The organism is Pseudomonas sp. AG1028 (genome assembly GCF_007993955.1).
Taxonomy (GTDB): Bacteria; Pseudomonadota; Gammaproteobacteria; order Pseudomonadales; family Pseudomonadaceae; genus Aquipseudomonas; species Aquipseudomonas straminea.
This window is the reverse complement of the sequence record NZ_VIVP01000001.1, coordinates 64,678-89,498: the sequence shown is the minus strand read 5'-3', so window position 1 is coordinate 89,498 and position 24,821 is coordinate 64,678. Positions and strand designations below refer to the sequence as shown.

The following is a 24,821-nucleotide window of genomic DNA, read 5'->3' as shown; positions in this document are numbered from 1 at the left end:
CTGGCGTTGACACAAACAGCCACTGCAAAGCCAGGCCTACACCCAGCCCTGGGCCTTGAATTCACTCTTCACGTAGGCGTAATAGACCGGCGCCGCCACCAGGCCGGCGATGCCGAAGGCGGCCTCGAACACCAGCATGACCAGCAATAGCTCCCAGGCCCGCGCCTTGATCTGCCCGCCGACGATGCGCGCATTGAGGAAGTACTCGACCTTGTGGATGACGATCAGGTAGGCCAACGCCCCCAGCGCCACCCAGATCGACAGCGACAGGCCGACCACGAAGATCGCGGTGTTGGAGATCAGGTTGCCGACCACCGGCAGCAGGCCGGCCAGGAAGGTGATCAGGATCAGCGTCTTGGTCAGCGGCAGGTGCACGCCGAACAGTGGCAGCACGCCAATCAGGAAGATCGCGGTGAAGGTGGTGTTGAGCAGGGATATCTTGATCTGCGCGAAGACGATATTGCGAAACGCCTCGACGAAACGCTGCACGCGGGTCAACAAGGCGCCGGCAAGAGGCTTGAGCTGATCAGGCTCAGGCACACTCTGCAGCGCGATCACCGCGCCGAGAATCATGCCGATCAGAATGGTCACGAACATGTGCACGGCGCCCTTGCCGAGCAGCTGCAGTTCGCTGATATGCCCGCGCAGCCAGTCGTGCAGCGCCACGCGGATGTCGTCGACGTTGGCCGGCAGGTAGGCCACCAGCGCTTCGGGCAACTGCTCGCGGGCGCGGTCGACCACACCGAGCAGTTTGCCCATCATCCGCCCCGGGTTGTTGAGTTCGTGCATCAGCAGCGAAAAGCCGCCAGCAAAGATCAGCCCGAGCACGGCGATCACCAGCACGCTCAGCACGCCGACCGCCAGCACACGCCCCATATGGCCGGCGAGCAGGCGCTGCATCGGCCGCGCCAGGCGGTTGACCAGTTCGAATACCAGAAGACCTGCCAACAGGCTGGGCAGCAATTTCAAAGGGAAGACCAGCAGGAGCGCACCGCCAACGATCAGGGCGCTGGCTGGGGAAAACCAGGGGGATACGGGGGCTTTCATAACGTCTGCAATGAACCGGAAGGCGTTCAATCTGCCAGTTGCCGGCGCGCTTTACCAGTGTCATCGCACAACCCGAGCGCAAGCCCTGACGGCGATCAACAGGCAGGCGACAGCGCTTCGCGAGTTGGCGCCCTAGCGACGAAAGTCAGAGTTGACGGGGAATGCGGTAAAGATAGAGAACCACGATGCTGGCCAGCGCCAGCAGGATCTGCGGCACCGCTTCCAGCCCGGCGAATACTGCCAGAGCGGCGATCCAGGCCGGCAGCCCCGCCCCTAGCAATGCCGGCCGCCGGCGCTCGGCCAGGGTCAACCAGGCGGCGGGCTCGTCAGTGGTATTCAGGGCTTTCGCCGTAGCGAACAGGGCACGCTTGTAGGCGCTGAACAGTGGCAGGCTGACGAACAGCGAGGCCAGCCCGGCGATGAACAGCGGCATGGCCAGCACGCCGGGTTGGCGCCCGGCACCGAACAGCAGATTGATCACAAACAGCGGCGCCAGGGTCAGTGCCAGTTGCCGCCACCAGAGCAGGGCCAACCGGCGCTTGACCGCGGCGCGGGTCAAGGCCGCTCGACCTCGCCTTGGTGCAGCTTGCCGAGCATGTGACCGAGCTTGCCGGCCTTGGTGGCCAGGTACTTGCTGTTGTGCGGGTTGTGGCCCAACTGCAGCGGCACGCGGTTGGCTACAGGAATACCCATGTCGCCAAGCGCCTTGACCTTGCGCGGGTTGTTGGTCATCAGCTTGAGCGAGCTGATGCCCAGGTGCTTGAGCATCGGCAGGCAGATGGCGTAATCACGCATGTCGGCACCGAAGCCCAGGCGCTCGTTGGCTTCGACGGTGTCGGCGCCGCCATCCTGCAGCTCGTAGGCGCGGATCTTGTTGAGCAGACCGATGCCGCGACCTTCCTGGCGCAGATAGAGCAGCACGCCGCGGCCTTCCTCGGCGATGGCACGCAGGGCGCCCTCAAGCTGGAAGCCGCAATCACAGCGCAGGCTGAACAGCGCATCACCGGTCAGGCACTCGGAATGCAGGCGCCCCAGCACAGGCTCGCCGTCGGCCACATTGCCGAAGGTCAGCGCGACATGCTCCTTGCCCGTGGCCTCCTCGAGAAAACCATGCATGGTGAACACACCGAACGGCGTCGGCAGTTGGGAGGCGGCGACGAACACGACAGACACCGGATGCTCCTGGTAGCGGAAAGGAATGGGGATTTGCGAGGGGTGATAGTGTAACAGCAGCATCAAGAGCCGCGTCAGCCGAATTACCGATCAAAAGGATCGAGGGCCGGCTCAGCCTTCGGCGTAGTCACAGTCGATGCTCACCCGGCTGCCGACCGCCACACCAAGGCCGGCGAATTCGCCCCTGGCGACCTCGATGATATAGCGCACCGGCTCATCCGAGGCGTGGCGCTGCAGGCTGAAGGGACGCATGTCGACCAGCTTGCGCACTGTGCCGCCGTTGTCGATAAAGGCCGCCGACAGCGCGACGCGGGTGTCCTTCATCCACAGCTCGCGCAGCCCTTCCTGAGGCCAGGCGAAGAGCATGCCGTCGCCAACGTCATCACGACCGGACAATCCGATGGTGCGCGTATCAGCGGTGCCCGCCAGCGGCAGATCACGAGCATGGCCAGACGGGAAATCAACCCGGCATTCGGGCAGCTGCGCCAGCGCCATGTTCGAGGCAAGGCCCAAGGCGACGCAAAAAAGAGCGGAATGCTTCATGCCAATCCAATGCGAGAACAGAGCGCCGATCTTACGTCATTCGTCGCACCGGTGACGCGACAGACGAGCACAGCGGATACCCCAGCGCCTGTGCATTTGCCGCTATAATCGCGCATTTTTCCGGGCCGCCCTGGCCCGCTCACGCTTTCAAGCAGGCACGCATCCATGACCACTCAGGCCGCCGAAGTCGCCAAGCGCCGTACCTTCGCGATCATTTCCCACCCCGACGCCGGTAAGACCACCATCACCGAAAAGCTGCTGCTGATGGGCAAGGCGATCGAAGTGGCCGGTACGGTGAAGTCGCGCAAATCCGACCGCCACGCCACCAGCGACTGGATGGAAATGGAGAAGCAGCGCGGCATCTCCATCACCACCTCGGTGATGCAGTTCCCCTATCGCGAGCACATGATCAACCTGCTCGACACCCCGGGTCACGAAGACTTTTCGGAAGACACCTACCGCACCCTGACCGCGGTGGACAGCGCGCTGATGGTGCTCGACGGCGGTAAGGGCGTCGAGCCACGCACAATCGCGCTGATGGACGTCTGCCGTCTGCGCGACACGCCCATCGTCAGTTTCGTCAACAAGCTCGACCGCGACATCCGTGACCCCATCGAGCTACTCGACGAGATCGAAGCGGTGCTGAAGATCAAGGCTGCGCCGATCACCTGGCCGATCGGTTGCTACCGCGACTTCAAGGGTGTGTATCATCTCGAAGGCGACTACATCATCGTCTACACCGCCGGCCACGGTCACGAGCGCACCGAAACCAAGATCATCAAGAAGCTCGACTCCGACGAAGCCCGCGCGCACCTCGGTGACGAGTACGAGCGCTTCGTCGAGCAGCTGGAGCTGGTGCAGGTCGCCTGCCACCCGTTCGACCAAGACGAATTCAACAACGGTCAGCTGACCCCGGTGTTCTTCGGCACCGCGCTCGGCAACTTCGGCGTCGACCATGTGCTCGACGCCGTGGTCGATTGGGCGCCACGCCCACTGGCGCGGGTCGCCAACGAGCGCCCGGTAGAGCCAACCGAAGAGAAATTCAGCGGCTTCGTATTCAAGATCCAGGCGAACATGGACCCCAAGCACCGCGACCGCGTGGCCTTCATGCGCATCTGCTCGGGCAAGTACGAAAAAGGCATGAAGATGCGCCACGTGCGCACCGGCAAGGACGTGCGCATCGGCGACGCCCTGACCTTCTTCTCCAGCGAGCGTGAAATGCTCGAGGAAGCTTGGGCCGGCGACATCATCGGCCTGCACAACCACGGCACCATCCAGATCGGCGACACCTTCACCGAAGGCGAGGCGCTGGGCTTCACCGGCATCCCGCACTTCGCCCCTGAGCTGTTCCGCCGCGTACGCCTGAAGGATCCGCTGAAATCCAAGCAACTGCGCCAGGGCCTGCAGCAGCTCGCCGAGGAAGGTGCCACCCAGGTGTTCTTCCCCGAGCGCAGTAACGACATCATCCTCGGCGCCGTCGGTGTGCTGCAGTTCGACGTGGTCGCCAGCCGCCTGAAGGAGGAATACAAGGTCGAGTGCGGCTACGAGCCGATCACCGTGTGGTCGGCGCGCTGGATCGAGTGCGACGACAAGAAGAAGCTCGAGGAATTCTCCAACAAGGCCGTGGAGAACCTCGCCGTCGATGGCGGTGGTCACCTCACCTACCTGGCGCCGACCCGCGTCAACCTGAGCCTGATGGAGGAGCGCTGGCCGGATGTGAAATTCCGCGCGACCCGCGAGCATCACTGATCGCGCTTTTTCATGCTCAATAAAAACGGCCCTCGACGGGCCGTTTTTTATGGACTTTTGGTAGCCCGGGTCGAGCGAAGCGACACCCGGGTTTCCTGCCTATTTATCCTCAGGCAACGCCCAGGCCGTCACCGAATCACCGATCTTGGTGCCGAACGAACCGTGCCCGCCGGCCATCTGCACCACGTATTGCCTGCCGGTCTTTTCGGACACGTAGGTCATCGGCGTCGCCTGGCCGCCAGCCGGCAGACGGCCTTTCCACAGCTCCTTGCCGGTCTTCAGGTCATAGGCGCGCAGGTAGTAGTCCAGCGTACCGCTCATGAAGGCCACACCACCGGCGGTGACGATCGGCCCGCCAAGTGCTGGGGTACCGACCGGGAACGGCAGGCCCAGCGGCGCGCTGTCGCGACTGGTACCGTTCTTGTGCATCCACACCTTTTTCATGGTGCGCAGATCGACGGCCGTCACGTAACCCCAAGGCGGCGACTGGCATGGCAGGCCGAGCACCGACAGGAAGGGCTGCAAGCGCACCATATAAGGTGCCCCAAGGTTCGGTTGCAGGCCGGTTTCGCCACCGCCCATCTGCTCGTCGGGGTCGACCTCGCTGCGCTTGACCATCTGCGAGATGAACGCCAGATAGTTGGGCGCGCCGAACAGCAACTGGCGGTTCGGATCCACAGCCACCGATGGCCAGTTGAACACCCCGACGTTGCCTGGATAGATCAACGAGCCGCCCTGCGACGGCGGTGTGAAATCGCCCTCGTAGCGCAGCTTGCGGAACTGGATGCGGCAGAGCATCTGGTCGATCGGCGTACCGCCCCACATGTCGCGCTCGCGAAGCGGTTCCTGCGGTGCATACGTCAGGGCCGAGGCAGGCTGGGTAGCGGCGGTGGTGTCACCGTAGTCGGTGCCTTGCGGCACCGGCATCTCGTTGACCGGCACGATGGGCTCGCCGGTGCGCCGGTCGAGCACATAGAGATCACCGCGCTTGGTCGCCTGGATAATGGCCGGCACCTTGCCCTGGGCGCTGTCGATATCCACTAGGGTCGGCTGCGATGGCAGGTCGCGGTCCCAGAGATCGTGGTGCACGGTCTTGAACTCCCAGCGCACTTTGCCGGTGGAAAGGTCCAGCGCAACCAGGGTGGCGGTGAAGCGTTCGGCCAACTCGTTACGTGGGATCGACCACTGATCCGGGGTCTGGTTACCCATCGGTAAATACACCAGCCCCAGCGCCTCGTCGGCGGTGGGAATCGTCCACACGTTGGGCGTGCTGCGCACATAGGTGTCGCCCGGTGCCAGCGGCTCGGTGGCGTCGGGATTGCCCGGATCGAAATTCCACACCAGCTCGCCGGTCTTCACGTCATAGGCGCGAATCACGCCGCCGGGTGAGTCCACCGAACCGTTATCAGTGATCGAACCGCCCTGGATCACCAGCTTGCTGGTCACCACGGGCGGAGATGTCGGCAGAAAGACGCCTAGTGCGCCCTCACCCAGCCCGGCCTTGAGATCCACCGTGCCGGCATCGCCGAAGTCTTCGCACGGCTGACCGTCCTCGACATCCAGCGCCATCAGAGTGCCGTCGTTGGTCGGCAGGAACAGGCGTTTTTCACAACGTGCGGCGGGCTGGTTGGGCTGCTCGGCTACATCGGCGGTGGCCGCAGCAGCGGTGCCATCGTGATAGGCCAGGCCACGGCAGGTCATATGCTGGTAGTACTCGGCATCGCGATTGATGCTCGGGTCGAACCGCCAGCGCTCTTCGCCCGTGTCCGCATCCAGCGCGATGGCCACGCTGTGGGGCGTGCAGATAAAAAGGGTGTTGCCAACCTTCAGCGGCGTGACCTGATTGGTCAGCTCATGGGGATCGCCCTCCCCCGGCAAATCCCCCGTATGAAACTCCCAGGCTTTCTCCAGCTTGCCGGCATTCTCAGGGGTGATCAGATCAGCGCTCGAGTAACGATCACTCTGCTTCGAACCACCATAAGCCGGCCACTCACTCGGCGAGCGCTGGGCAAGGCCACCAGCCGCCCCACCCTGCATCTGTGCGTCACTGAATTCGCCGTCGATGGAGTGGTAATCCTGGGTCAGCGAATAACCGGCCATCGCCGCACCAGCCAAGAGGCCTAGGCCCAGAACGCCGGTGGCGCCGTCACGCCAGAGGCCGTTACGCCCGACATGCCGATTGACGAACGGCAGGAACAGCCAGAGACCAAGGATGCACCACAGGTCGATTCGCGGTGCCATTTGCCACCAGTCGAAGCGGACTTCGTAGAGGGTCCAGGCGAGTGTGCCTAGAAGGAGCAGGCCGTAGAGGCCAATCGCGATTCGCCGCTGCGCAAACAGCAGGCCTGCAACGATAAGCAGGCCAATGCCTGCCACAAGGTAGTACCAGGAACCGCCCAGCGCCGCGAGATAACCGCCCCCGCCGGCAATAACCAGCCCAAGCAGGAGCATCGCCAGCGCGGTCAGGGTAATGCGTAGGGGCCGACGGCCGTCTTCCATAGTCATGCGGGAACTCTCCACCCAATGCATTCACGGCCAGCCAAAGCGAAGCCTTTTGAAACATCTATTCGGCAATGCTCAGTGGAAAAGGGGGGAGGGCTTTTGGTTCAGGTTTTTTCCCAAATGGGTTGGCAAGGCTTGGTTGCTGCAGTTGATGCGGCAGAGTCGAAGTAATCGATTGATTGCCCCTCGCCACTTATCCGAGTGGGCCGCCATACCGCATGCAAAAAATCTTAGGCCGTATTAGCCGAAGGCGTAATTCGCCGGAAATCCTTAATGCCGCCGATCCCAGAAAGTAAAACGCCCCGCACTAGGCGGGGCGTTCAGTACGGCGACAGATACAAAAGATGCGAGGTAAAAGAATGATTACGGGCTTCGCCACTCACTACGCCTTCGGCTAATCCTAGCCTCAGCTATGGGGATCCGGACACATGTAGTTCGGCGTACCTCGATACATCAGTGGATATACTGCAATTGCGGATAGCGCTTACCCATCAGCTCTATAGATTGCAGAGCTTCCATGTAGTGCTCCTCGCCATGCAGCGCACGAAGAATTGATAGCTGTTCACGTGCCTCATCAGTATGCCCATTAAGCCCCAAGGCAAGCGAATAACGGAATAAGCTTGGAGGATAGGGGTAGCGATGTGCCACTTTACGCATCCATATTAAATCCTCTTCACTCATTCCTGGCTCAGCAGGGGTTCGCACAAATCTAATAAATTCTCTTAGCTGAGTGAATAACTGAACTGGAGGGGCGATATGATTTGATTGTACGCTTCCTATTTTCGCTGTCTCGAAACGCATCAACCGATGCTCCTCCTCAACAACGCGATATTCACTCCAAGCCCAAAACAGCAGCATCGCAAGCACACACACAATGCCGTATTGAAAAGACGATGGAACCTTAATCGTCTTAACAACAGAATCTTCCGAAACTGCCACACCTAACAACAGCCCAACAGGCAATAGCAAGAAGGCATACTCCAGCGGATATTCGAGCATACCATGAAGTATTACAACGGAGGCCGCCATAACTGAGCATAGGCTTTCGATAGAACGTGAGCGCCTCAAAACTTGAAATAACCAGCCACCTAAAAACAGGATAACTGCACTACCGACTACCGGGCCATTCCACAGCAAAATATCCAGCAAGATGTTGTGACTATGCTCCGTCATCAGGGATACGGGGTAGGCTTGCGAAATATGTGCCTGGGCCACACTCACTTGGTTCCAACCATAGCCCCATAGAGGTCCATTAAGCACAGCGTGTAGAAGCTGCCACCACAAATCGAGACGCTCTAGCGACTGCATCCGCTCATAGGGGTTAGCACTTGACAGCAATAGCGTGCTAGAAATCGTGGGCAGCAACACAACCATGCAAGCATATAACCCAACCATGCTAGCAAACCCAAATCTTGTTAAACGAAAATCCCGCCGGTACTTGAATACCCAGTAAAGCAACATCACAGGAAAAACCAGCCACGGGGTACGCGACTGGGTTAACGCCACACCAAAGAGCAATACAAGAACAAGCATCCAAAATATAATATGCGAGAACCTATGTTTTTCGTAAAAATATACAACACCGAACAAGCCCATAACTAGCAATGTAGCCAAATTATTGGGCTGCCCCATATTTGCGAAGGGTCTCCCGCCTGGAGGCATATCAGCTGTCCACAAGCTGCCCGAAAGCAATAACCACTGCCTAGCAGCTATCCAAATCGATAGTACAGCTGCCAGAATCAGGAAGATAAAAAAGCGAGAAATGAATTCTTCTCTCAAGCCCTTCCTATCTGAAAGGCCGCTTGAAAAAGAAAGCGAGAACAAAAAGAACAACAAGTATGCTGAAGCCAAAAATGCATCACCCCAGAAAAATATTGTCCCTAGCCACCACTGAAAAACTGGCAAAAAAGCAAAAAAAACAAGAATTAAAATTCGCCAATCCAGCCGAATCGAAATGGGAAACAATATCCACAAAAGCAAGACTGCCGAAACAGCTGAAAAATCCTGATAAGCTGTATTGAATGGTGGAACATGGTTCGGCAGCAACCATGAAATAAGTAGAAGAAAAAAAGGTATTACTCGCGGCGTTCTAATCAAATCATGCATACGTTGACCATAAAAAAGCCCCGCCAAGGCGGGGCTCTATAATCTAAACCATTCGTTAACCGCGGCAAGAGCCTGGCAGGTATTTAGCAGGAATAGTCGTACCATTAGCACTGCTACCACAGATCCAACGATTGATCGCACCACCAGCTGTAGGTGCAGTAACCGCGGTTGCCGAAGAAGATGGGATCAGGGTCAAGACTTTGCCATCAACGTCAGAGTTGATGCCTGTACCAACGGTTACGTCTACCCGACCAGCGTTGGTGGTTTCAACTTTTGCTACATACTTTGATGTAGCGCTTGCACTCTCACAACCCCAGTTTCCTGCGGTAGGGAGTGTAGTGCTCGACTGGACGGCCTCAGTAATGGTAGTGCGGCAAGCAGAAGCTGCAAGAACTACTTCAGACACTTTAGCTCGGGCTGTGTAATCTTGATATGCAGGCAGAGCAACCGCCGCCAAAATACCAATAATGGCAACTACGATCATCAATTCGATAAGGGTGAAACCCTTTTGCATTTGAGCTTTCATGTAACTCTCCAGTCATTAAGTGTCAGGCAGACAAGCCTGGCGATGACACTGCAGAAGCCGTGCCAACTTTCGATCCCCGGCCTCTGACCACAATTACTGCCAACGCACTCACATAATCACCACTCCTGGCGAAGCCATCGCCTTCGCGCCAAACACATTGATGCGCACCTTGTGACACTTTCCGTCACCTTGACATCGCCAATTTGGCAGCCCCAGGCATCTACGCTATAACGCACCCATCCATTGATACCGAGGTGCCCATGAGCGAGAACATTCCCCTTTCCGGCTTGGCCAAGCAGGTGGTGCTGGCCGAGCTGCTGGACGAGAAGGCCGCTCAACAGGCGCAGGTTCAAGCCAAACGCAACAAGCTCTCTCTTGTTCACTACCTGGCTCAGAACAAGCTGGTCAAAAGCCGCGCATTGGCTGAACTGACGGCGGATCAGTTCGGCATCGCCTATTTCGATCTGAGCGCCCTGGACAAGGAAAGCCAGCCGAAAGACTTGGTTAGCGAAAAGCTCGTACGTCAGCACCGCGCTCTACCGTTGTGGCGCCGTGGCAACAAACTGTTCGTGGGGATCTCAGACCCCTCTAACCACCAAGTCGTCACTGATATTCAGTTCAGCACCGGCCTTTCTACCGAAGCACTGCTGGTCGAGGATGACAAGCTGGGCGACGCCATCGATAAGTTTTTCGATACCGGCCATAGCGGCCTGGAGGACTTGGGCGATGTGGATCTGGACGGTTTGGAAACCGAGACTGTCGACGACGACAAGAAGCCGGAGGGCGGCCAGGATGCCGATGACGCTCCGGTGGTGCGCTTCGTCAACAAGATGCTGCTCGACGCCATCAAGGGCGGCTCTTCGGATCTGCACTTCGAGCCCTACGAGCGCACCTACCGCGTGCGTTTCCGTACCGACGGCATCCTGCACGAGACAGCTCGCCCGCCGATCCAGCTAGCACCACGCATCTCTGCACGCCTCAAGGTCATGGCCGGTCTAGACATTTCCGAGCGACGCAAGCCGCAGGACGGCCGCATCAAGATGAAGATTTCCAAGAGCAAATCCATCGATTTCCGCGTCAATACCTTGCCAACGCTGTGGGGCGAGAAAATCGTGATGCGGATTCTCGATTCTTCCAGCGCGCAAATGGGTATCGACGCCTTGGGTTACGAGGAAGACCAGAAGGAACTGTACCTCAACGCCCTCAAGCAGCCGCAAGGCATGATTCTGGTGACCGGCCCGACCGGTTCCGGCAAGACGGTATCCCTGTATACCGGCCTCAATATTCTCAACACGCCGGATGTGAATATCTCCACGGCCGAAGACCCGGTGGAGATCAACCTCGAAGGCATCAATCAGGTCAACGTAAACCCCAAGCAGGGAATGGACTTTACCCAGGCGTTGCGCGCCTTCCTACGTCAGGATCCGGATATCATCATGGTTGGCGAGATTCGTGACCTGGATACCGCTTCCATCGCCATCAAGGCCGCGCAGACCGGCCATATGGTGATGTCGACCCTGCATACCAACAGCGCAGCGGAAACTCTCACCCGCCTGCGTAATATGGGTGTGCCCTCCTTCAACATCGCCACCTCGGTCAACCTGATCATCGCTCAACGCCTGGCGCGCAAGCTGTGTTCGTCCTGCAAAAAGGAAGTCGATATCCCGCGCGAAGCATTGCTGGAGGAAGGTTTTCCGGAGGACAAGATCGGCAGCTTCAAGATCTACGGCCCGGTTGGCTGCGAAAACTGCAAGAACGGCTATAAAGGTCGTGTCGGTATTTATGAAGTGGTTAAAAACACGCCGAGCCTGCAGCGGATTATCATGGAGGAAGGCAACTCCATCGATATTGCCGCGCAAATGCGCAAAGACGGCTTTAACGACCTGCGCACTTCGGCCCTTGTGAAGGCCATGCAAGGCGTGACCAGCCTTGAAGAAGTCAACCGCGTGACCAAGGATTAACCATGGCAGCAGCAGCAAAAGCGCCCAAGACCAGCACCTTTGTCTGGGAAGGCAAGGATCGCAAGGGCAGCATCGTCAAGGGCGAGCTCAACGGTCAGAATCCCGCACTGGTCAAGGCGCAGTTGCGCAAACAAGGCATCAACCCGACCAAGGTGCGCAAGAAAGGTATGAGCCTGGGCGGCACCGGCAAGAAGATCAAACCGCTTGATATCGCCCTGTTCGCCCGCCAGATGGCGACCATGATGAAGGCCGGCGTGCCACTGCTGCAGTCGTTCGACATCATTGCCGACGGCGTGGAAAAGCCCAGCATGCGCAAGCTGGTAGATGAGCTGAAGCAGCATGTGGCGGCAGGTAACAGCTTTGCTGCCGCGCTGCGTACCAAACCTCAGTATTTTGACGACCTGTTCTGCAACCTGGTTGACGCCGGTGAGCAATCCGGTGCACTGGAGAGCCTCCTTGACCGAGTGGCTACCTATAAAGAAAAAACCGAGGCGCTCAAAGCCAAGATCAAGAAAGCCATGAACTATCCGATTGCCGTCATCGCAGTCGCGATCATCGTTTCGTGCATTTTGCTTATCAAGGTGGTGCCTCAGTTCAAAGAGGTTTTTTCAAGTTTCGGTGCTGAACTGCCGGCTTTTACGCTTTTTGTTATTGGCATATCCGAAGGACTGCAGGAGTGGTGGTTCATCTTTCTGATTGCCCTGATCGGCGCGGGCTACGCCTTCATGCAGGCCAAACAACGCTCGGAGAAATTCCGAGACGGCTTGGATCGCACCATTCTCAAGGCACCTATCGTAGGCAATATTGTTTACAAAGCTGCAGTTGCCCGTTACGCCCGCACACTGTCAACGACCTTCGCAGCTGGTGTACCCCTTGTCGAAGCGCTGGACTCCGTTGCAGGCGCAACCGGCAACGTGGTCTTCCGCAATGCTGTAGCCAAGGTCAAGCAGGATGTCACCAGCGGCATGCAGCTAAACTTTTCCATGCGTTCGACCAATGCTTTCCCAGCCATGGCCGTTCAGATGACGGCGATTGGTGAAGAGTCCGGTGCGCTGGATACCATGCTCGACAAGGTGGCCAGCTATTACGAGGCGGAAGTAGACAATGCTGTGGACGGCCTTACCGCACTAATGGAGCCCATGATCATGTCCGTACTTGGCGTCCTCGTCGGTGGCCTCATCATCGCCATGTACCTGCCAATCTTCCAACTGGGCAACGTCGTCTGACCCATGACAATAATTGACTTCCTGGCCGGCAACATGCCGGCCTTTGTTTTCTGCGCTCTAATAATCGGCCTGCTGGTTGGCAGCTTTCTCAACGTAGTGATCCACCGTCTGCCAAAGATGATGCTGCGCGACTGGCGCACTCAAGCGCGTGAAGTGCTTGAGCTACCAGCCGAGCCAGCGGGCGAGACCTACAATCTGGTACTTCCCCACTCCAGCTGCCCTCACTGCCAGCATGAAATTCGTCCTTGGGAAAATATCCCGGTCATCAGCTATCTGTTTCTGCGCGGCAAATGCGCTGGCTGCAAGGCGAAGATCAGCCTGAGCTATCCACTGGTCGAGCTGAGCTGCGGCCTCATCTCGGCCTATATCGCCTGGCATTTCGGCTTTGGCTGGCAAGCGGCGGGCATGCTGGTGCTGGCCTGGGGCCTGTTGGCGATGAGCCTGATCGACGCCGATCACCAACTGCTACCTGATGCACTGGTGCTGCCACTGCTATGGCTGGGTTTGATTGCCAACAATTTCGGGCTATTCACCAGTCTGGAAGATGCCCTATGGGGCGCCGTCGCGGGGTACCTGAGCCTCTGGTCGGTGTTCTGGCTGTTCAAGCTGGTGACCGGTAAGGAAGGTATGGGCTATGGCGACTTCAAGCTGCTGGCAATGCTCGGCGCCTGGGGTGGCTGGCAGATTTTGCCGCTGACCATTCTGCTGTCTTCGGTGGTCGGCGCCGTGCTTGGTGTGATCATGCTGCGCCTACGTGATGCCAGCACCAGCACACCGATTCCCTTTGGCCCCTACCTGGCCATTGCAGGCTTTATCGCACTGTTGTGGGGTAAGCAGATTACCGAGGGTTACTTGCAGTTTGCCGGGTTCAACTGACGCGCAAAGACCTGGGTAGAGTGCGGCGCCAATCAACCCAGACACTGGATGACCGCGCCAAAGCGGTTCGACATAACGATCGTTTCGCGCCGAGGGCGACGCTCCTACGCCAACAGTGAGTCGCCTGACATCGCGCAGGAACCCCGCCACAGGACGCAGGGGGGGAGGCGCCACACAGTCGCGCCATCACCACTGATTCGCACATGCGCAGCTGCTCCTTTACAATCCGCCCCTGATTTTCTAAGGGGCAGCTCATCATGAAACCCTGGACGCTTGGGCTCACCGGCGGCATCGGCAGTGGCAAAAGCGCCGTGGCCGCGCAGTTCGCCGCATTGGGCGTGGATGTGGTCGATGCCGACCAGGCCGCTCGCTGGGTCGTCGAGCCCGGGCGCCCTGCCCTGACGGCCATAGCCGAGCACTTCGGCGAACAGGTGCTACAGGCCGACGGGCAATTGAACCGTTCGGCACTGCGTGAGCTGATTTTCCAATCGCCCGCCGAACGCGGTTGGCTGGAAAAATTGCTGCATCCATTGATCGCCGCAGAAACCGCGCAGTTTCTGGCCAATGCCAAGCCGCCCTACGCCATCATGGTCTCGCCGCTATTGATCGAATCCGGCCAGTACAAACTGACCCAGCGTATCCTGGTGGTCGATGTGCCCGAGAAGCTGCAGATCGAACGCACCATGCAGCGCGATCGGTTGTCTGCCGAACAGGTGCGCGCCATCATGGCCGCCCAGGCCAGTCGCGAAACACGCCTGAGCCACGCAGATGACGTACTGGTAAACGACCGTGACCTGGCCTGGGTCGAACAGGAGGTCGAACGCCTGCATGCCTTTTACCTGACCTTGAACGGAGGCCAACCATGACCACACCTACTCTCGTCGCCTGCCCAACCTGCGCAGCGCCCGTGGAATGGGGCCCGCAGAGCCCGAGCCGGCCGTTCTGCTCCGAGCGTTGCAAGCTGATCGACCTGGGTGCCTGGGCATCGGAAGAACACGCGATTCCTGGCAATCCGCTGGAGGACGATCTGTTCTCCGATGATCTGCCGCCCAGCCGGCACTGAGCCGCCCCAGCCACCGAGACGGCGGAACCATACCTTGAGGCCTGAAGCCTACCCAGCCAGCCCGCTCCAGGCACTTATCGCTGCCGTGCCGCAACAGGGTCAGGTGCGCTGGATCGGCGTACGCCCCGAGCGCCTCGGCGACATGCTGATTCTCGACGCGGTCGAGGCGCGCCGTGAAGCGGGCCTGACCGGCGATCATTCCAGGCCCGGCCCACGCAATGCCCGCCAGGTCACCTTGATCCAATGGGAGCACCTGGCCGTGATCAGCGCCCTGCTCGGGCGCGACGCTCAGCATGCGATAAAGCCCGAGGACCTCAGGCGCAATATCGCCGTCAGCGGCATCAACCTGTTCAGCCTCAAGGGCCGACGCTTTCGCATCGGCCAGGCGATTCTGGAAACCACCGGCTGGTGCCAACCCTGCGCCAAGCTTGAGCAACGCCTGGGGCTGGGTACCTTTCAGGCCGTTCGCGGCCATGGCGGGATTACCGCGCGGGTGATTCACAGCGGAATCATCCGCCTGCGCGATCCGCTCGAAGTCGAGCCACTGGAGCGCGTTGAATAACCATGCCGTCTCAGCCGTGGCGCGCGCCACGCTGCTAGAATGCGCGCACCGATTGAACCCAAGCGGTCGGCTTTCTGTCGATGAGTTGACGCAACACACGCATCCTCGATGCAGCACCACCCGTTTTCTGACGCGCAGGTACCCGCCTGCGTGGATTGGCACATGAGTCGCCTGGCGCTGGAGCACCGCTCGCCCGGACTCGCCACCGATTTCCTAGCCTTGTGAGACTCACCATGACCCATCGAATCGTCATTGTCGGCGGCGGCGCCGGCGGCCTGGAGTTGGCTACCCGCCTCGGCCAGAAACTCGGTAAGCGCGGTAAAGCACACATCACCCTGGCCGATGCCAACCTCACCCATATCTGGAAACCGCTGCTGCACGAAGTGGCCGCCGGCTCGCTGAACTCCACGGAGAACGAGCTGAACTACGTGGCCCAGGCCAAGTGGAACCACTTCGAATTCCAGCTCGGGCGCATGAGCGGACTGGACCGCGAGCGCAAGACCATTCAGCTGGCCGCCACCCTGGACGAAGACAACCGCGAACTGGTGCCCGCCCGCGAGCTGCCCTACGACACGCTGGTCATTTCGGTGGGCAGCACCACCAACGATTTCGGCACCGAGGGGGCAGCCAACCACTGCATTTTCCTCGACACCCGCGAGCAGGCCGAACGCTTCCACCGCAAGATGCTCAGCCATTACCTGCGCGCCCACGCTGGCAAAGGCGATAACGATCAGATCAGCGTCGCCATCGTCGGCGCCGGCGCCACCGGCGTTGAGCTGGCCGCCGAGCTGCACCACGCCGCACGCGAACTGGCGGCCTATGGCCTGGATCGCATCCGCCCTGAAAACATGCGTATTAGCCTGGTCGAAGCCGGGCCGCGGGTATTGCCCGCCCTGCCGGAGCGCATCAGCGCGCCCGTACACAAGACCCTGCAAAAACTCGGTGTGAACGTCATGACCGGGGCCGCGGTGAAAGAGGTCACCGCCGAGGGACTGGTACTGGCCAACGGCGAAACCATCCCTGCCAGCCTCAAGGTCTGGGCGGCCGGTATTCGCGCGCCGGCCTTTCTCAAGGACCTGGATGGCCTTGAGAGCAACCGCATCAACCAGCTGGTCGTCACCAGCACACTGCAGACCACGCGTGACGAGAACATCTTCGCCTTTGGCGACTGCGCGGCCTGCCCGATGGGCGATGGTAGCGAGCGAAACGTACCGCCACGCGCCCAGGCAGCCCATCAGCAAGCTTCGCTGCTGGTCAAGTCACTGACGCTGCGCCTGCAGAACCAACCGCTGCCAAGCTACACCTACAAGGATTACGGCTCGCTCATCTCGCTGTCGAGCTTCAGCGCGGTCGGCAATCTGATGGGCAACCTGATGGGAAGCGTGAAACTGGAAGGCTGGTTGGCGCGGATGTTCTACGTCTCGCTATATCGCATGCACCAGATGGCGCTATACGGCCCCTTCCGCACACTGTTGCTGATGCTCAGTGACCGCATCGGCCGTAGTACCGATCCGCGGTTGAAGCTGCATTAACTCGAAGCGCACTTGTCGTCGGGTGGACGACGCTTCATTCGTCCACCATTCTGCAAAAGCCGCGGGGGCTGAAGAAAGCGTCTGCTGCGCGAGCCGATCGCCTATCTTCTTTACTATCGCAATGGTGGACAAAAAGAGCGTTGCCCACCCTACAGCTGCAAACCTGTGGGAGCGGGCCACGCCCGCAATTTCGCGCATGGCGCGCTCCCACAAAAGCGTGCCACTCCTTCGGCCACGCTGGCTGTTTCCGCCCGCGAGGGTGAGACCCAGCGTCTTGTCGCGCAAAGCCGAATAAGGGCGGCCCTTGAACTAACCAAAGCCCAGAAAGCAAAAAACCCGCCTTTTGGCGGGTTCTTTACTCAAGCCGAGCTTGAAATGGTGGGTCGTGTAGGATTCGAACCTACGACCAATTGGTTAAAAGCCAACTGCTCTACCAACTGAGCTAACGACCCAAATATGGTCGGGGTGAGGGGATTCGAACTCCTGACATCCTGCTCCCAAAGCAGGCGCGCTACCGGACTGCGCTACACCCCGAGGAAAGATTGGCTCCGCGACCTGGACTCGAACCAGGGACCCAATGATTAACAGTCATTTGCTCTACCGACTGAGCTATCGCGGAACTATGTTCTTTCTTTTCTCTGTTTGCGTTGCCGCTGCAGAGGCGCGCCATTTTACGGTTTCGCAAACCGCTGTCAACCCCCTAAATTGCTTTTATGACAATGCTTTGCGAACGGGTAGTCATTTGCTTTACCTTCGAGGCATACCTGCACAGCCTGATGCACCGCACCGGGCCTTATTCAGGATCTCAGATGAGCACTCAAGGCACGCCGCCATCCCCCGGCATCTCCAGCACGCTGGCCAGCAGAGGCATCCAGCCGCGCTTCAGCGAGTTGGGACAGAGCTGCCGCAAGCTGGTGCTCAATCACCTGGCGGATCATCTGACACGCACCTTTGCCCAGGTCGACGACACTCTCTTTCAATGCGCCGAGCAAGCGGAGAACAATCAGGTTCAGGCCATGTTCTTCGACAGCATGCGCGAAGTGCGCAGGCTGCGGCCACAGATCGAACGCCACTATCACCTGAATATCTCCAAAGGCATCGCTGACTTCCTCGACGGCAAGCTGGTGGTCAGCCAGCCCAAGGACGTTCCGACCGAAGACCTGGCGCTGATCGACAATGAGGCCTACGAGGAAGCGCTGCAGGTCACCAACATGGCGCAGCGAGTTCAAACGCGTTGCGCTCAGGCGCTGTTCGCGCTGGACAAACGCCTGGCGTTGCTAAACAACGGCCAGCCCGTACCTGCCGAGCTCAATCCATTTTCCCCGAAGAGCATTGCCAACGCTCTGCTGACCGCACTACAACCGAGCCAATTGCCGCTACGAATCAAGCTGGTGCTCTACGGCCTGTTCGACAAACAGCTGATGCACGGGCTGGACGCGCTCTATGAAGCCCTTAATAGTCGACTGATCGAAGCAGGCGTGCTGCCCAACCTCAAATTCTCGGCAGCGCGCAATCCGCAGTCGCCTTCACCTGCCGCAAGCAGCCCCGCAGCCAATACGCCACAGGCCGCAGCTGTCGACTTGGCGGCGAACCCACCCGGCGATGCCGCGCAGTTAGCCGAAGGGCTCGACCACCTTCTCGCCGAATATCGCAAACAGCAGCACGCCATAGGCCCACTCTACGGTTCGCCAAGCATGGCCAGTTTTGCGCCGCCAGGTGCCAGGCGTAGCTACGAGGCAGGCGAGCTGCTCGACGCACTCAATCGGTTGCAACAGGCCTCCGCCGCCGACCTCATGCAACACCCGGATCGTCCGCTGCAGGTGACTGACCTGAAAACCGAGCTTCACCGCCAACTCGCCAGCCAGACCGAGGCGCCCCAGCAGCACCGTGTCGGCAGCCATGAAACCGATGTCATCGACCTGGTCGGGATGATCTTCGACTTCATCCTCGATGACGAGAACCTGCCGCAACCCTATAAGGTCGCCCTCTCCCACCTGCACACGCCCTGCCTGAAAGTGGCGCTACTGGATCGCGCGCTATTCAGCCAGCCCCACCATCCAGCCCGCCGGCTGATCAATGCCATGGCCCAGGCCGGCGTACTCTATGGCGTCCAAGAGGACAGTTACGGCCTGCTGAGCAAAGTGCAGTGGATGGTGCGCCAGGTGGTTCAGCAGTTCAGTGGCGACCTGCGCCTGTTCGAGATACTGCTCGGTGAGTTCGACGAGTTCACCCGCGGTATCAAGCAGCGGGTGGAGCTTCAGGAGCGCCGCGCCGTGGAGACAGCCAAAGGCCGCGACAAGCTGCTCGGCGCCCGCCATAACGCCGCGAAGGCCATCGCCCAGGCACTGGCCAGACGCTCGCCGCCGCCGATAATCCGCCAATTTCTGGAGCGCACCTGGATCGACGTGCTGGTATTCGTGCAGCTACGCCATGGCGCCAGCAGCCCTGAATGGCAGCGCGCCAGTGAAACAGCCGAGAACCTGGCGTGGAGCGGCACCCTGCTCGATGCCGCGCAACGTGATCGCCTGCAGCGCCTGCGCATTGAGATGCTCGATGAGTTGCGCAATGGCCTGATGCTGCTCGGCGGTTATCACGAAGATGATATTCGCCGCCTGCTGCAGGACCTGGTGGCCTGTCAGCACGCCGTCCAGGCCGGTCAGCCGCACCTGGCCTCCAAACTCAGTCTACCAAGCCCCAACGCCCTCGGAGCCATGCTCGACGATGAGGCAGCGCTTCTCGCCACGGCACGCAAGCGCCAGCCAGCCGATCAGGGGCTGATCAGCCAACTTGAAAAGCTTGAGTTCGGCACGTGGTTCGACTTCATTCTGGGCGGCAAACGGCAAACCCTGAAGCTCTCTTGGTACAGCCCCACCACCCATAACTGCATGTTCGTCGACCGCAACGGCCAGCGCGCTGCGGTCAAATCGGTGGAACAACTGGCCGAGGAACTGCAGCAGGGCACGGCGCGGCGCAGCAAGCCCGAACGCGCGGCGCCGATGGTCGACCGCGCTCTACAGGCCGTCTATCGCGTGCTCCAGCAACTGACCGGACGAACCATCTGAGAGCCTTCCATGGATGATCGTCGCCAACACCCTCGATACACGGCCGCCGCGCTGCTCGAGCTCTATGAGCAGCACGGCGAAACCTGCCTGGGCCGCATCGCTGATCTGTCCAGCGAAGGCTTCATGCTCTGCAGCACTGCGCCTCAGCCCCCCGACATCTTGGTCGAATGCCGCCTGGTGGGCGATGACGTGGACGACCTGTGCTTTACCGCCGACTGCCTATGGAGCCGTGAAGGCGAGGCGGGCCAGCCGTCCTGGGCGGGCTATCACATCATCGACATAGACGCGCTCAATACCCAGAAGCTGCAGAAGCTTCTCAAGCAGCTGCAGGCTTGCAGCTAACCGCGCCACATCGCCAGAACGGCGCCATAGAGCGCTTTCCGCACATCCGATAAACGACATCGATCACAGTATCGGCAACAGCGATTAGACGCTTGCCCAGTAAACGCCTAGGCTTCTCTGTGTCAATCCGCCGCAGGGGAGCTTGCCGTGCCCCGGTCAGCCGAGATGTCCGCCATTTCCAGTCATAACGATGCTGCTGACCAGCAGCCGCAAGGTTATGCCTATGCCGAGCTTGGCAGCCCGGAAAACCAGGGCTCTGCCGTTCTGGCCCAGGAAAGCGCACTGGCCATCAGCTACAACGGCATCAGCCATGCTGTGATGATGGTGTCGCCTACGGCGGTCGAAGATTTCATTGCCGGGTTCAGCCTGAGCAGCGCGGTCGTCGACTCCATCGACGATATTTATGACATCCGCCTACACCACCTCGGCCCGGCCATCAGCGCCGAAGTGGAAATCAGCAGCCGCGCCTTCTGGGCGATGAAGCAGCAGCGCAGGCAACTGGCCGGCACCAGCGGTTGCGGCCTGTGTGGCGTGGAAGCGCTTGACCAGGCGTTGCCGCAGCTGGCCACTCTGGAGAAAGTCGAGCTACCCGACGCCGCGCACCTGGTCGATCTACGCGAGCGCATCGCCGCCGTACAGGACTTGGCGCGCCGCAGCGGCGCGCTGCATGCCGCGCTATATGTCGACGCAAGCGGCGAAATCAAAGCCTGCCGAGAAGACATAGGCCGGCACAACGCGCTGGACAAGCTGATCGGCGCGTTGCTGCGCGAGAAACACGATGTACGCCAGGGCTTTGCGGTGGTCACCAGCCGCTGCAGCCTGGAACTGATTCACAAGGCGGTCAGAGCCGGCATCGGCAATCTGGTCAGCCTGTCGGCACCGACCGCCCTGACCGTGCAATGGGCGCGCCGGCACAACCTCAACCTGATTCATTTGCCCCACCACAGCGCGCCGCGGGTCTACAGCCCTGCTCCGCCTGCAAGAGAAGAACAGCCATGAGCCTGCAACCCGTGAACCCGCGTTACAAACCCTACAAAGGCGCTGCCGCCGGTTGGGGTGCGCTGATCAGCGTCACCCAGTTCTGGCTGGACAGCAAACAGCCGTTCAAGAACCTGCGCGCGCTGCTCAAGACCAACCAGAACGGCGGCTTCGACTGCCCGGGCTGCGCGTGGGGCGATTCGCCGGAAGACGGCCGCATCAAGTTCTGCGAGAACGGCGCCAAGGCCGTCAACTGGGAAGCCACCAAGCGCCGCGTCGATGCCAAGTTCTTCGCCAGGTATTCGGTCAGCCAGTTGCGCGAGCAAAGCGACTACTGGCTGGAATATCAGGGCCGTCTGACCGAACCGATGCGCTATGACGCGGCCACCGACCGCTACGTGCCGACCTCCTGGGACGACGCCTTCAGCCTGATCGCCAAGCACCTGAAGAACCTTGCGACCCCCAACCAGGCCGAGTTCTACACCTCGGGCCGTGCCAGCAACGAGGCGGCGTTCCTCTATCAGCTGTTCGTGCGCGCCTATGGCACCAACAACTTCCCCGACTGTTCGAACATGTGCCACGAAGCCAGCGGCGTCGCACTGATCCAGAGCGTCGGCATCGGCAAGGGCAGCGTGACCTTCGCCGACTTCGAACACGCCGATGCCATCTTCGTGCTTGGGCAGAACCCGGGCACCAACCACCCGCGCATGCTCGAGCCGCTGCGTGAGGCGGTCAAGCGTGGCGCCCAGGTCGTCGCCTTCAACCCACTCAAGGAGCGTGGTCTGGAGCGTTTCCAGCACCCGCAGCACGCCCTGGAAATGCTCACCAACGGCTCCGAGCCGCTCAATACCGCCTTCTTCCGCCCAGCCCTGGGTGGCGACATGGCGGCGCTGCGCGGTATCGCCAAGTTCCTGCTGCAGTGGGAGCGCGAGGCGGTCGCCAAGGGCGAGAAACCTGTGTTCGACCACGCCTTCATCGCCGAACACACCGATGGCGTCGATGCCTATCTCGCCGTGCTCGACGAAACCTCCTGGGAGTCGCTGGTCGAGCAGTCCGGCCTGACCCTGGCGGAAATCGAGCAGGCAGCGCTGATGTACCGCCGCGCCGAGAAAGTGATCATGTGCTGGGCGATGGGCATCACCCAGCACGTCCACTCGGTGGCCACCATCCAGGAAATCGTCAACCTGCAATTGCTGCGCGGCAACCTCGGCCGCCCCGGCGCCGGCCTGTGCCCGGTTCGCGGTCACAGCAACGTGCAGGGCGACCGCACCATGGGCATCAACGATCGCCCGCCAGTGCTGCTGCTCGACAATATCGAGAAGCGCTTCCAGTTCAAGGTGCCCCGCGACAACGGCCACAACACCGTTGAAGCCATCAATGCCATGGTCGACGGCCAGGCCAAGGTGTTCATCGCCCTGGGCGGCAACTTCGCCCAGGCCACGCCGGACAGCCCGCGCACTCACCAGGCGCTGCAGAACTGCGACCTGACCGTGCAGATCAGCACCAAGCTCAACCGCAGCCACCTGACCACCGGCAAGGATGCGCTGATCCTGCCTTGCCTGGGCCGTACCGACATCGACATCCAGGCCAGCGGCCCGCAAGCGATCACCGTTGAAGACTCCTTCAGCATGATCCACGCCTCCTACGGCCAGCTGGAGCCGCTGTCCAAGGAGATGCGTTCGGAGCCGGCCATCGTCGCCGGCATCGCCAAGGCTACCCTGGGCAATCACCCGGTCGACTGGGACGCGATGATCGCCGACTACAGTCGCATCCGCGACCTGATCGCCGACACCATTCCCGGCTTCCAGGATTTCAATGCCCGTGTCCAACATCCGGGCGGTTTCTACCTGGGTAACTCGGCCGGCGCACGTCAGTGGAAAACCAACACCGGCAAGGCCAACTTCAAGTCCAACGCCCTGCTCGCCGACCTGCTGCCACCCCAGGTGCGCAACAGTGGTCAGACACCGGACCTGATCCTGCAGACCATGCGCTCCCACGACCAGTACAACACCACCATCTACGGCCTTGATGACCGTTACCGTGGCGTTCGCGGCCAGCGTGACGTGCTGTTCGTCAACGAAGCCGATCTCACCCGCCTGGGTTACAAGCATGGGCAGAAGGTGGACATCACCTCACTGTGGGACGACGGCGTCGAGCGCAAGGTGGTCGGCTTCACCCTGCTGGCCTTCGATATTCCGGCCGGCCAGGCAGCTGCCTACTACCCGGAAGCCAACCCGCTGGTGCCGCTGCAGAGCGTTGGCATTGGTAGCCACACGCCGACCTCGAAGTTCGTCGCCATCCGCCTGCACGCTGCGCAGGAAACCACACGCATTCTGTAAACGCGGCCACACCGTCTTCACCTCGGGCTACCAGCCCGAGGTGAAGAGCTCTTAGCTCCCTTCCGAGAAAAAGCTGCAGTTCGTCGGAAATGCGGCACTTATCGACGAAACTTACCCTCTGATGTCCCTTTGCCGTTATCCACCTCGGTTAACGTGTCCACAAGCGCTCAATCGAAGCGCGTAGTTGCGCCCACGCCACGATGTGGCCCTTCGGGTTTCTGCCAAACGAGTGACAACCGTGCCATTGACTGCCAGGCCTCTCCGAGCCGCCCGGCATCAACGTCATTGGCCAGCAACGGGAGGGAATACCATGCGGTTTTCATCTGCCGTCCTGCTTGGGGCGGTGCTGCTCAGCCTGAACGCCCAGGCAGCGCTCATGGAGCGCGAATTGGGCGACTACGAACTGACGCTGGGCACCACGCCAAGCCGCAGCATGGCGCAAGGGCTGGTCAAACCCGAGAGCGGCGGCACCTTTCATGGCGGGCTAGACCTGAGCCACCCGAGCGGTTGGTATCTGGGCCAGTGGTCGCCCAGCCTGGGCATCAGCCCGGGCAGCAAGATGGAGATCAACAGCTACGTTGGCTACCGTCAGCAGTTCGTCGACTCGCTCGGTTATGAAGTCGGCACCATTCGTTACAGCCACCCTGGCTACAGCTATCTGGACAGCCAGGACCTGTACGCCGGCCTGACGTACGACAAGCGCCGCTTCGGCTTCTCCTTCAGCAATGACCCGAACCTCTTCAACAGCACGATGTTGGCCGATCTTGGCCGTGTGAAGCTGTTGGGCATGTCGGTGATCGTGCGCTACGGCAATCACCTGCTCGAAACACCCAAGCAGATCGCCGGCGGCGGGCGAGTCAGCTCGTTCAATGACTGGTCAATGAGCCTTTCGCGCCCATGGAAAGGCATCGACTTCGACTTTTCCTATTCGGACTCGACCCTGAGCGGCGACGCCTGCGCGGCCTATTCGGGCCACAACACCGAGTGCGAAGGCTGGTTCTCGATCAAAGCGTCGCGGTCCCTTTTCTAGACGCTTCGACTGGCCAAAACCTCCGTAAGCAACTGAACCCTAAACACATCTTGATACATTCATCCATGTATCTTTAATAGCACTCAAGGGAATTTCGTATGCGCGCCCGCTCTAAGGAGATGTCATCGGCACTGTTCGATGGCCGTTGGAACCATGGCCATGCCATGGGCTACGCCCGCAAGGGTCATCTTCGAGGGTTACGCG

The 24,821-nt window shown here is 60.2% G+C and carries 20 protein-coding genes and 3 tRNA genes; 13 read left to right on the top strand and 10 right to left on the bottom strand.

The window, feature by feature from the left end:
• Nucleotides 1-36: 36 nt before the first annotated feature.
• The 4 genes from FB481_RS00410 to FB481_RS00395 form a co-directional block, all read right to left on the bottom strand.
• Nucleotides 37-1,047 carry an AI-2E family transporter gene (locus tag FB481_RS00410; protein ID WP_147174758.1) on the bottom strand — a complete coding sequence of 337 codons (1,011 nt, stop codon included), beginning with the start codon at nucleotides 1,045-1,047 and terminating at the stop codon, nucleotides 37-39.
• A 145-nt stretch (nucleotides 1,048-1,192) separates the two neighbouring features.
• Nucleotides 1,193-1,606, bottom strand: coding sequence for an MFS transporter (locus tag FB481_RS00405; RefSeq protein ID WP_147174757.1), 414 nt, complete (start codon nucleotides 1,604-1,606; stop codon nucleotides 1,193-1,195).
• On the bottom strand, nucleotides 1,603-2,220 hold the full coding sequence (ribA, locus tag FB481_RS00400) for a GTP cyclohydrolase II (RefSeq protein WP_027903065.1): 618 nt from the start codon (nucleotides 2,218-2,220) through the stop codon (nucleotides 1,603-1,605). Before ribA ends, FB481_RS00405 begins: the two co-directional genes overlap by 4 nt.
• Before the next feature lie 111 nt (nucleotides 2,221-2,331).
• Nucleotides 2,332-2,763, bottom strand: coding sequence for a DUF192 domain-containing protein (locus FB481_RS00395; protein WP_147174756.1), 432 nt, complete (start codon nucleotides 2,761-2,763; stop codon nucleotides 2,332-2,334).
• Nucleotides 2,764-2,928: 165 nt separating this feature from the next.
• Between FB481_RS00395 and FB481_RS00390 the strand changes: the two genes are divergently transcribed.
• Entirely contained in the window at nucleotides 2,929-4,512 is a 1,584-nt protein-coding gene (locus FB481_RS00390) for a peptide chain release factor 3 (RefSeq protein WP_147174755.1), read from the top strand.
• A 99-nt stretch (nucleotides 4,513-4,611) separates the two neighbouring features.
• Here the strand turns inward: FB481_RS00390 and FB481_RS00385 are convergent, their stop codons facing one another.
• The 3 genes from FB481_RS00385 to FB481_RS00375 all read right to left on the bottom strand — a co-directional run bounded on the left by FB481_RS00385 (nucleotide 4,612) and on the right by FB481_RS00375 (nucleotide 9,646).
• A complete protein-coding gene (locus FB481_RS00385) occupies nucleotides 4,612-7,017 on the bottom strand; it encodes a membrane-bound PQQ-dependent dehydrogenase, glucose/quinate/shikimate family (protein WP_147174754.1) in 2,406 nt (801 codons plus the stop codon).
• 450 nt (nucleotides 7,018-7,467) lie between these two features.
• Nucleotides 7,468-9,120, bottom strand: a complete 1,653-nt coding sequence (locus tag FB481_RS00380; protein ID WP_147174753.1) for a PglL family O-oligosaccharyltransferase — start codon at nucleotides 9,118-9,120, stop codon at nucleotides 7,468-7,470.
• Nucleotides 9,121-9,175: 55 nt separating this feature from the next.
• Nucleotides 9,176-9,646, bottom strand: a complete 471-nt coding sequence (locus FB481_RS00375; protein ID WP_147174752.1) for a pilin — start codon at nucleotides 9,644-9,646, stop codon at nucleotides 9,176-9,178.
• Nucleotides 9,647-9,906: 260 nt separating this feature from the next.
• Here FB481_RS00375 and pilB point away from each other — a divergent pair, with 260 nt between their 5' ends.
• The 7 genes from pilB (at nucleotide 9,907) to FB481_RS00340 (ending at nucleotide 16,866) form a co-directional block, all read left to right on the top strand.
• Complete coding sequence (pilB, locus tag FB481_RS00370) at nucleotides 9,907-11,607, top strand: type IV-A pilus assembly ATPase PilB (RefSeq protein ID WP_147174751.1); 1,701 nt, start codon at nucleotides 9,907-9,909, stop codon at nucleotides 11,605-11,607.
• Between the two features lie 2 nt (nucleotides 11,608-11,609).
• Entirely contained in the window at nucleotides 11,610-12,833 is a 1,224-nt protein-coding gene (locus FB481_RS00365; RefSeq protein WP_147174750.1) for a type II secretion system F family protein, read from the top strand.
• Between the two features lie 3 nt (nucleotides 12,834-12,836).
• A complete protein-coding gene (locus FB481_RS00360) occupies nucleotides 12,837-13,709 on the top strand; it encodes an A24 family peptidase (protein ID WP_147174749.1) in 873 nt (290 codons plus the stop codon).
• Between the two features lie 257 nt (nucleotides 13,710-13,966).
• Nucleotides 13,967-14,575, top strand: coding sequence for a dephospho-CoA kinase (gene coaE, locus FB481_RS00355; RefSeq protein ID WP_147174748.1), 609 nt, complete (start codon nucleotides 13,967-13,969; stop codon nucleotides 14,573-14,575).
• Complete coding sequence (yacG, locus tag FB481_RS00350; protein WP_070884463.1) at nucleotides 14,572-14,772, top strand: DNA gyrase inhibitor YacG; 201 nt, start codon at nucleotides 14,572-14,574, stop codon at nucleotides 14,770-14,772. The genes coaE and yacG overlap by 4 nt, the downstream gene beginning before the upstream one ends.
• A gap of 34 nt (nucleotides 14,773-14,806) precedes the next feature.
• Nucleotides 14,807-15,334, top strand: coding sequence for an MOSC domain-containing protein (locus tag FB481_RS00345; RefSeq protein WP_147174747.1), 528 nt, complete (start codon nucleotides 14,807-14,809; stop codon nucleotides 15,332-15,334).
• A gap of 233 nt (nucleotides 15,335-15,567) precedes the next feature.
• Nucleotides 15,568-16,866, top strand: a complete 1,299-nt coding sequence (locus FB481_RS00340; protein ID WP_093499904.1) for an NAD(P)/FAD-dependent oxidoreductase — start codon at nucleotides 15,568-15,570, stop codon at nucleotides 16,864-16,866.
• 376 nt (nucleotides 16,867-17,242) lie between these two features.
• On the opposite strand, the gene FB481_RS00335 is transcribed toward FB481_RS00340, so the two are convergent.
• The 3 genes from FB481_RS00335 to FB481_RS00325 all read right to left on the bottom strand — a co-directional run bounded on the left by FB481_RS00335 (nucleotide 17,243) and on the right by FB481_RS00325 (nucleotide 17,485).
• Nucleotides 17,243-17,318 (bottom strand) — tRNA-Lys (locus tag FB481_RS00335).
• Between the two features lie 5 nt (nucleotides 17,319-17,323).
• Nucleotides 17,324-17,400: transfer RNA gene (locus tag FB481_RS00330), tRNA-Pro, on the bottom strand.
• A gap of 9 nt (nucleotides 17,401-17,409) precedes the next feature.
• Nucleotides 17,410-17,485: transfer RNA gene (locus FB481_RS00325), tRNA-Asn, on the bottom strand.
• Between the two features lie 190 nt (nucleotides 17,486-17,675).
• Between FB481_RS00325 and FB481_RS00320 the strand changes: the two genes are divergently transcribed.
• From FB481_RS00320 to FB481_RS00300, 5 genes are all read left to right on the top strand, one after another.
• Nucleotides 17,676-19,928 (top strand): DUF1631 domain-containing protein, encoded by a 2,253-nt coding sequence (locus tag FB481_RS00320; RefSeq protein ID WP_147174746.1) that lies wholly within the window; start codon nucleotides 17,676-17,678, stop codon nucleotides 19,926-19,928.
• Between the two features lie 9 nt (nucleotides 19,929-19,937).
• The gene (locus FB481_RS00315) at nucleotides 19,938-20,270 is read left to right on the top strand and encodes a PilZ domain-containing protein (protein WP_093499908.1); all 333 of its coding nucleotides are present in this window, start codon (nucleotides 19,938-19,940) and stop codon (nucleotides 20,268-20,270) included.
• 165 nt (nucleotides 20,271-20,435) lie between these two features.
• The gene (gene fdhD / locus FB481_RS00310; RefSeq protein WP_178109808.1) at nucleotides 20,436-21,269 is read left to right on the top strand and encodes a formate dehydrogenase accessory sulfurtransferase FdhD; all 834 of its coding nucleotides are present in this window, start codon (nucleotides 20,436-20,438) and stop codon (nucleotides 21,267-21,269) included.
• Nucleotides 21,266-23,587 carry an FdhF/YdeP family oxidoreductase gene (locus tag FB481_RS00305; protein WP_147174744.1) on the top strand — a complete coding sequence of 774 codons (2,322 nt, stop codon included), beginning with the start codon at nucleotides 21,266-21,268 and terminating at the stop codon, nucleotides 23,585-23,587. Before fdhD ends, FB481_RS00305 begins: the two co-directional genes overlap by 4 nt.
• A 310-nt stretch (nucleotides 23,588-23,897) precedes the next feature.
• Nucleotides 23,898-24,617, top strand: a complete 720-nt coding sequence (locus FB481_RS00300) for a TorF family putative porin (RefSeq protein WP_147174743.1) — start codon at nucleotides 23,898-23,900, stop codon at nucleotides 24,615-24,617.
• The last annotated feature ends 204 nt before the right edge of the window (nucleotides 24,618-24,821 follow it).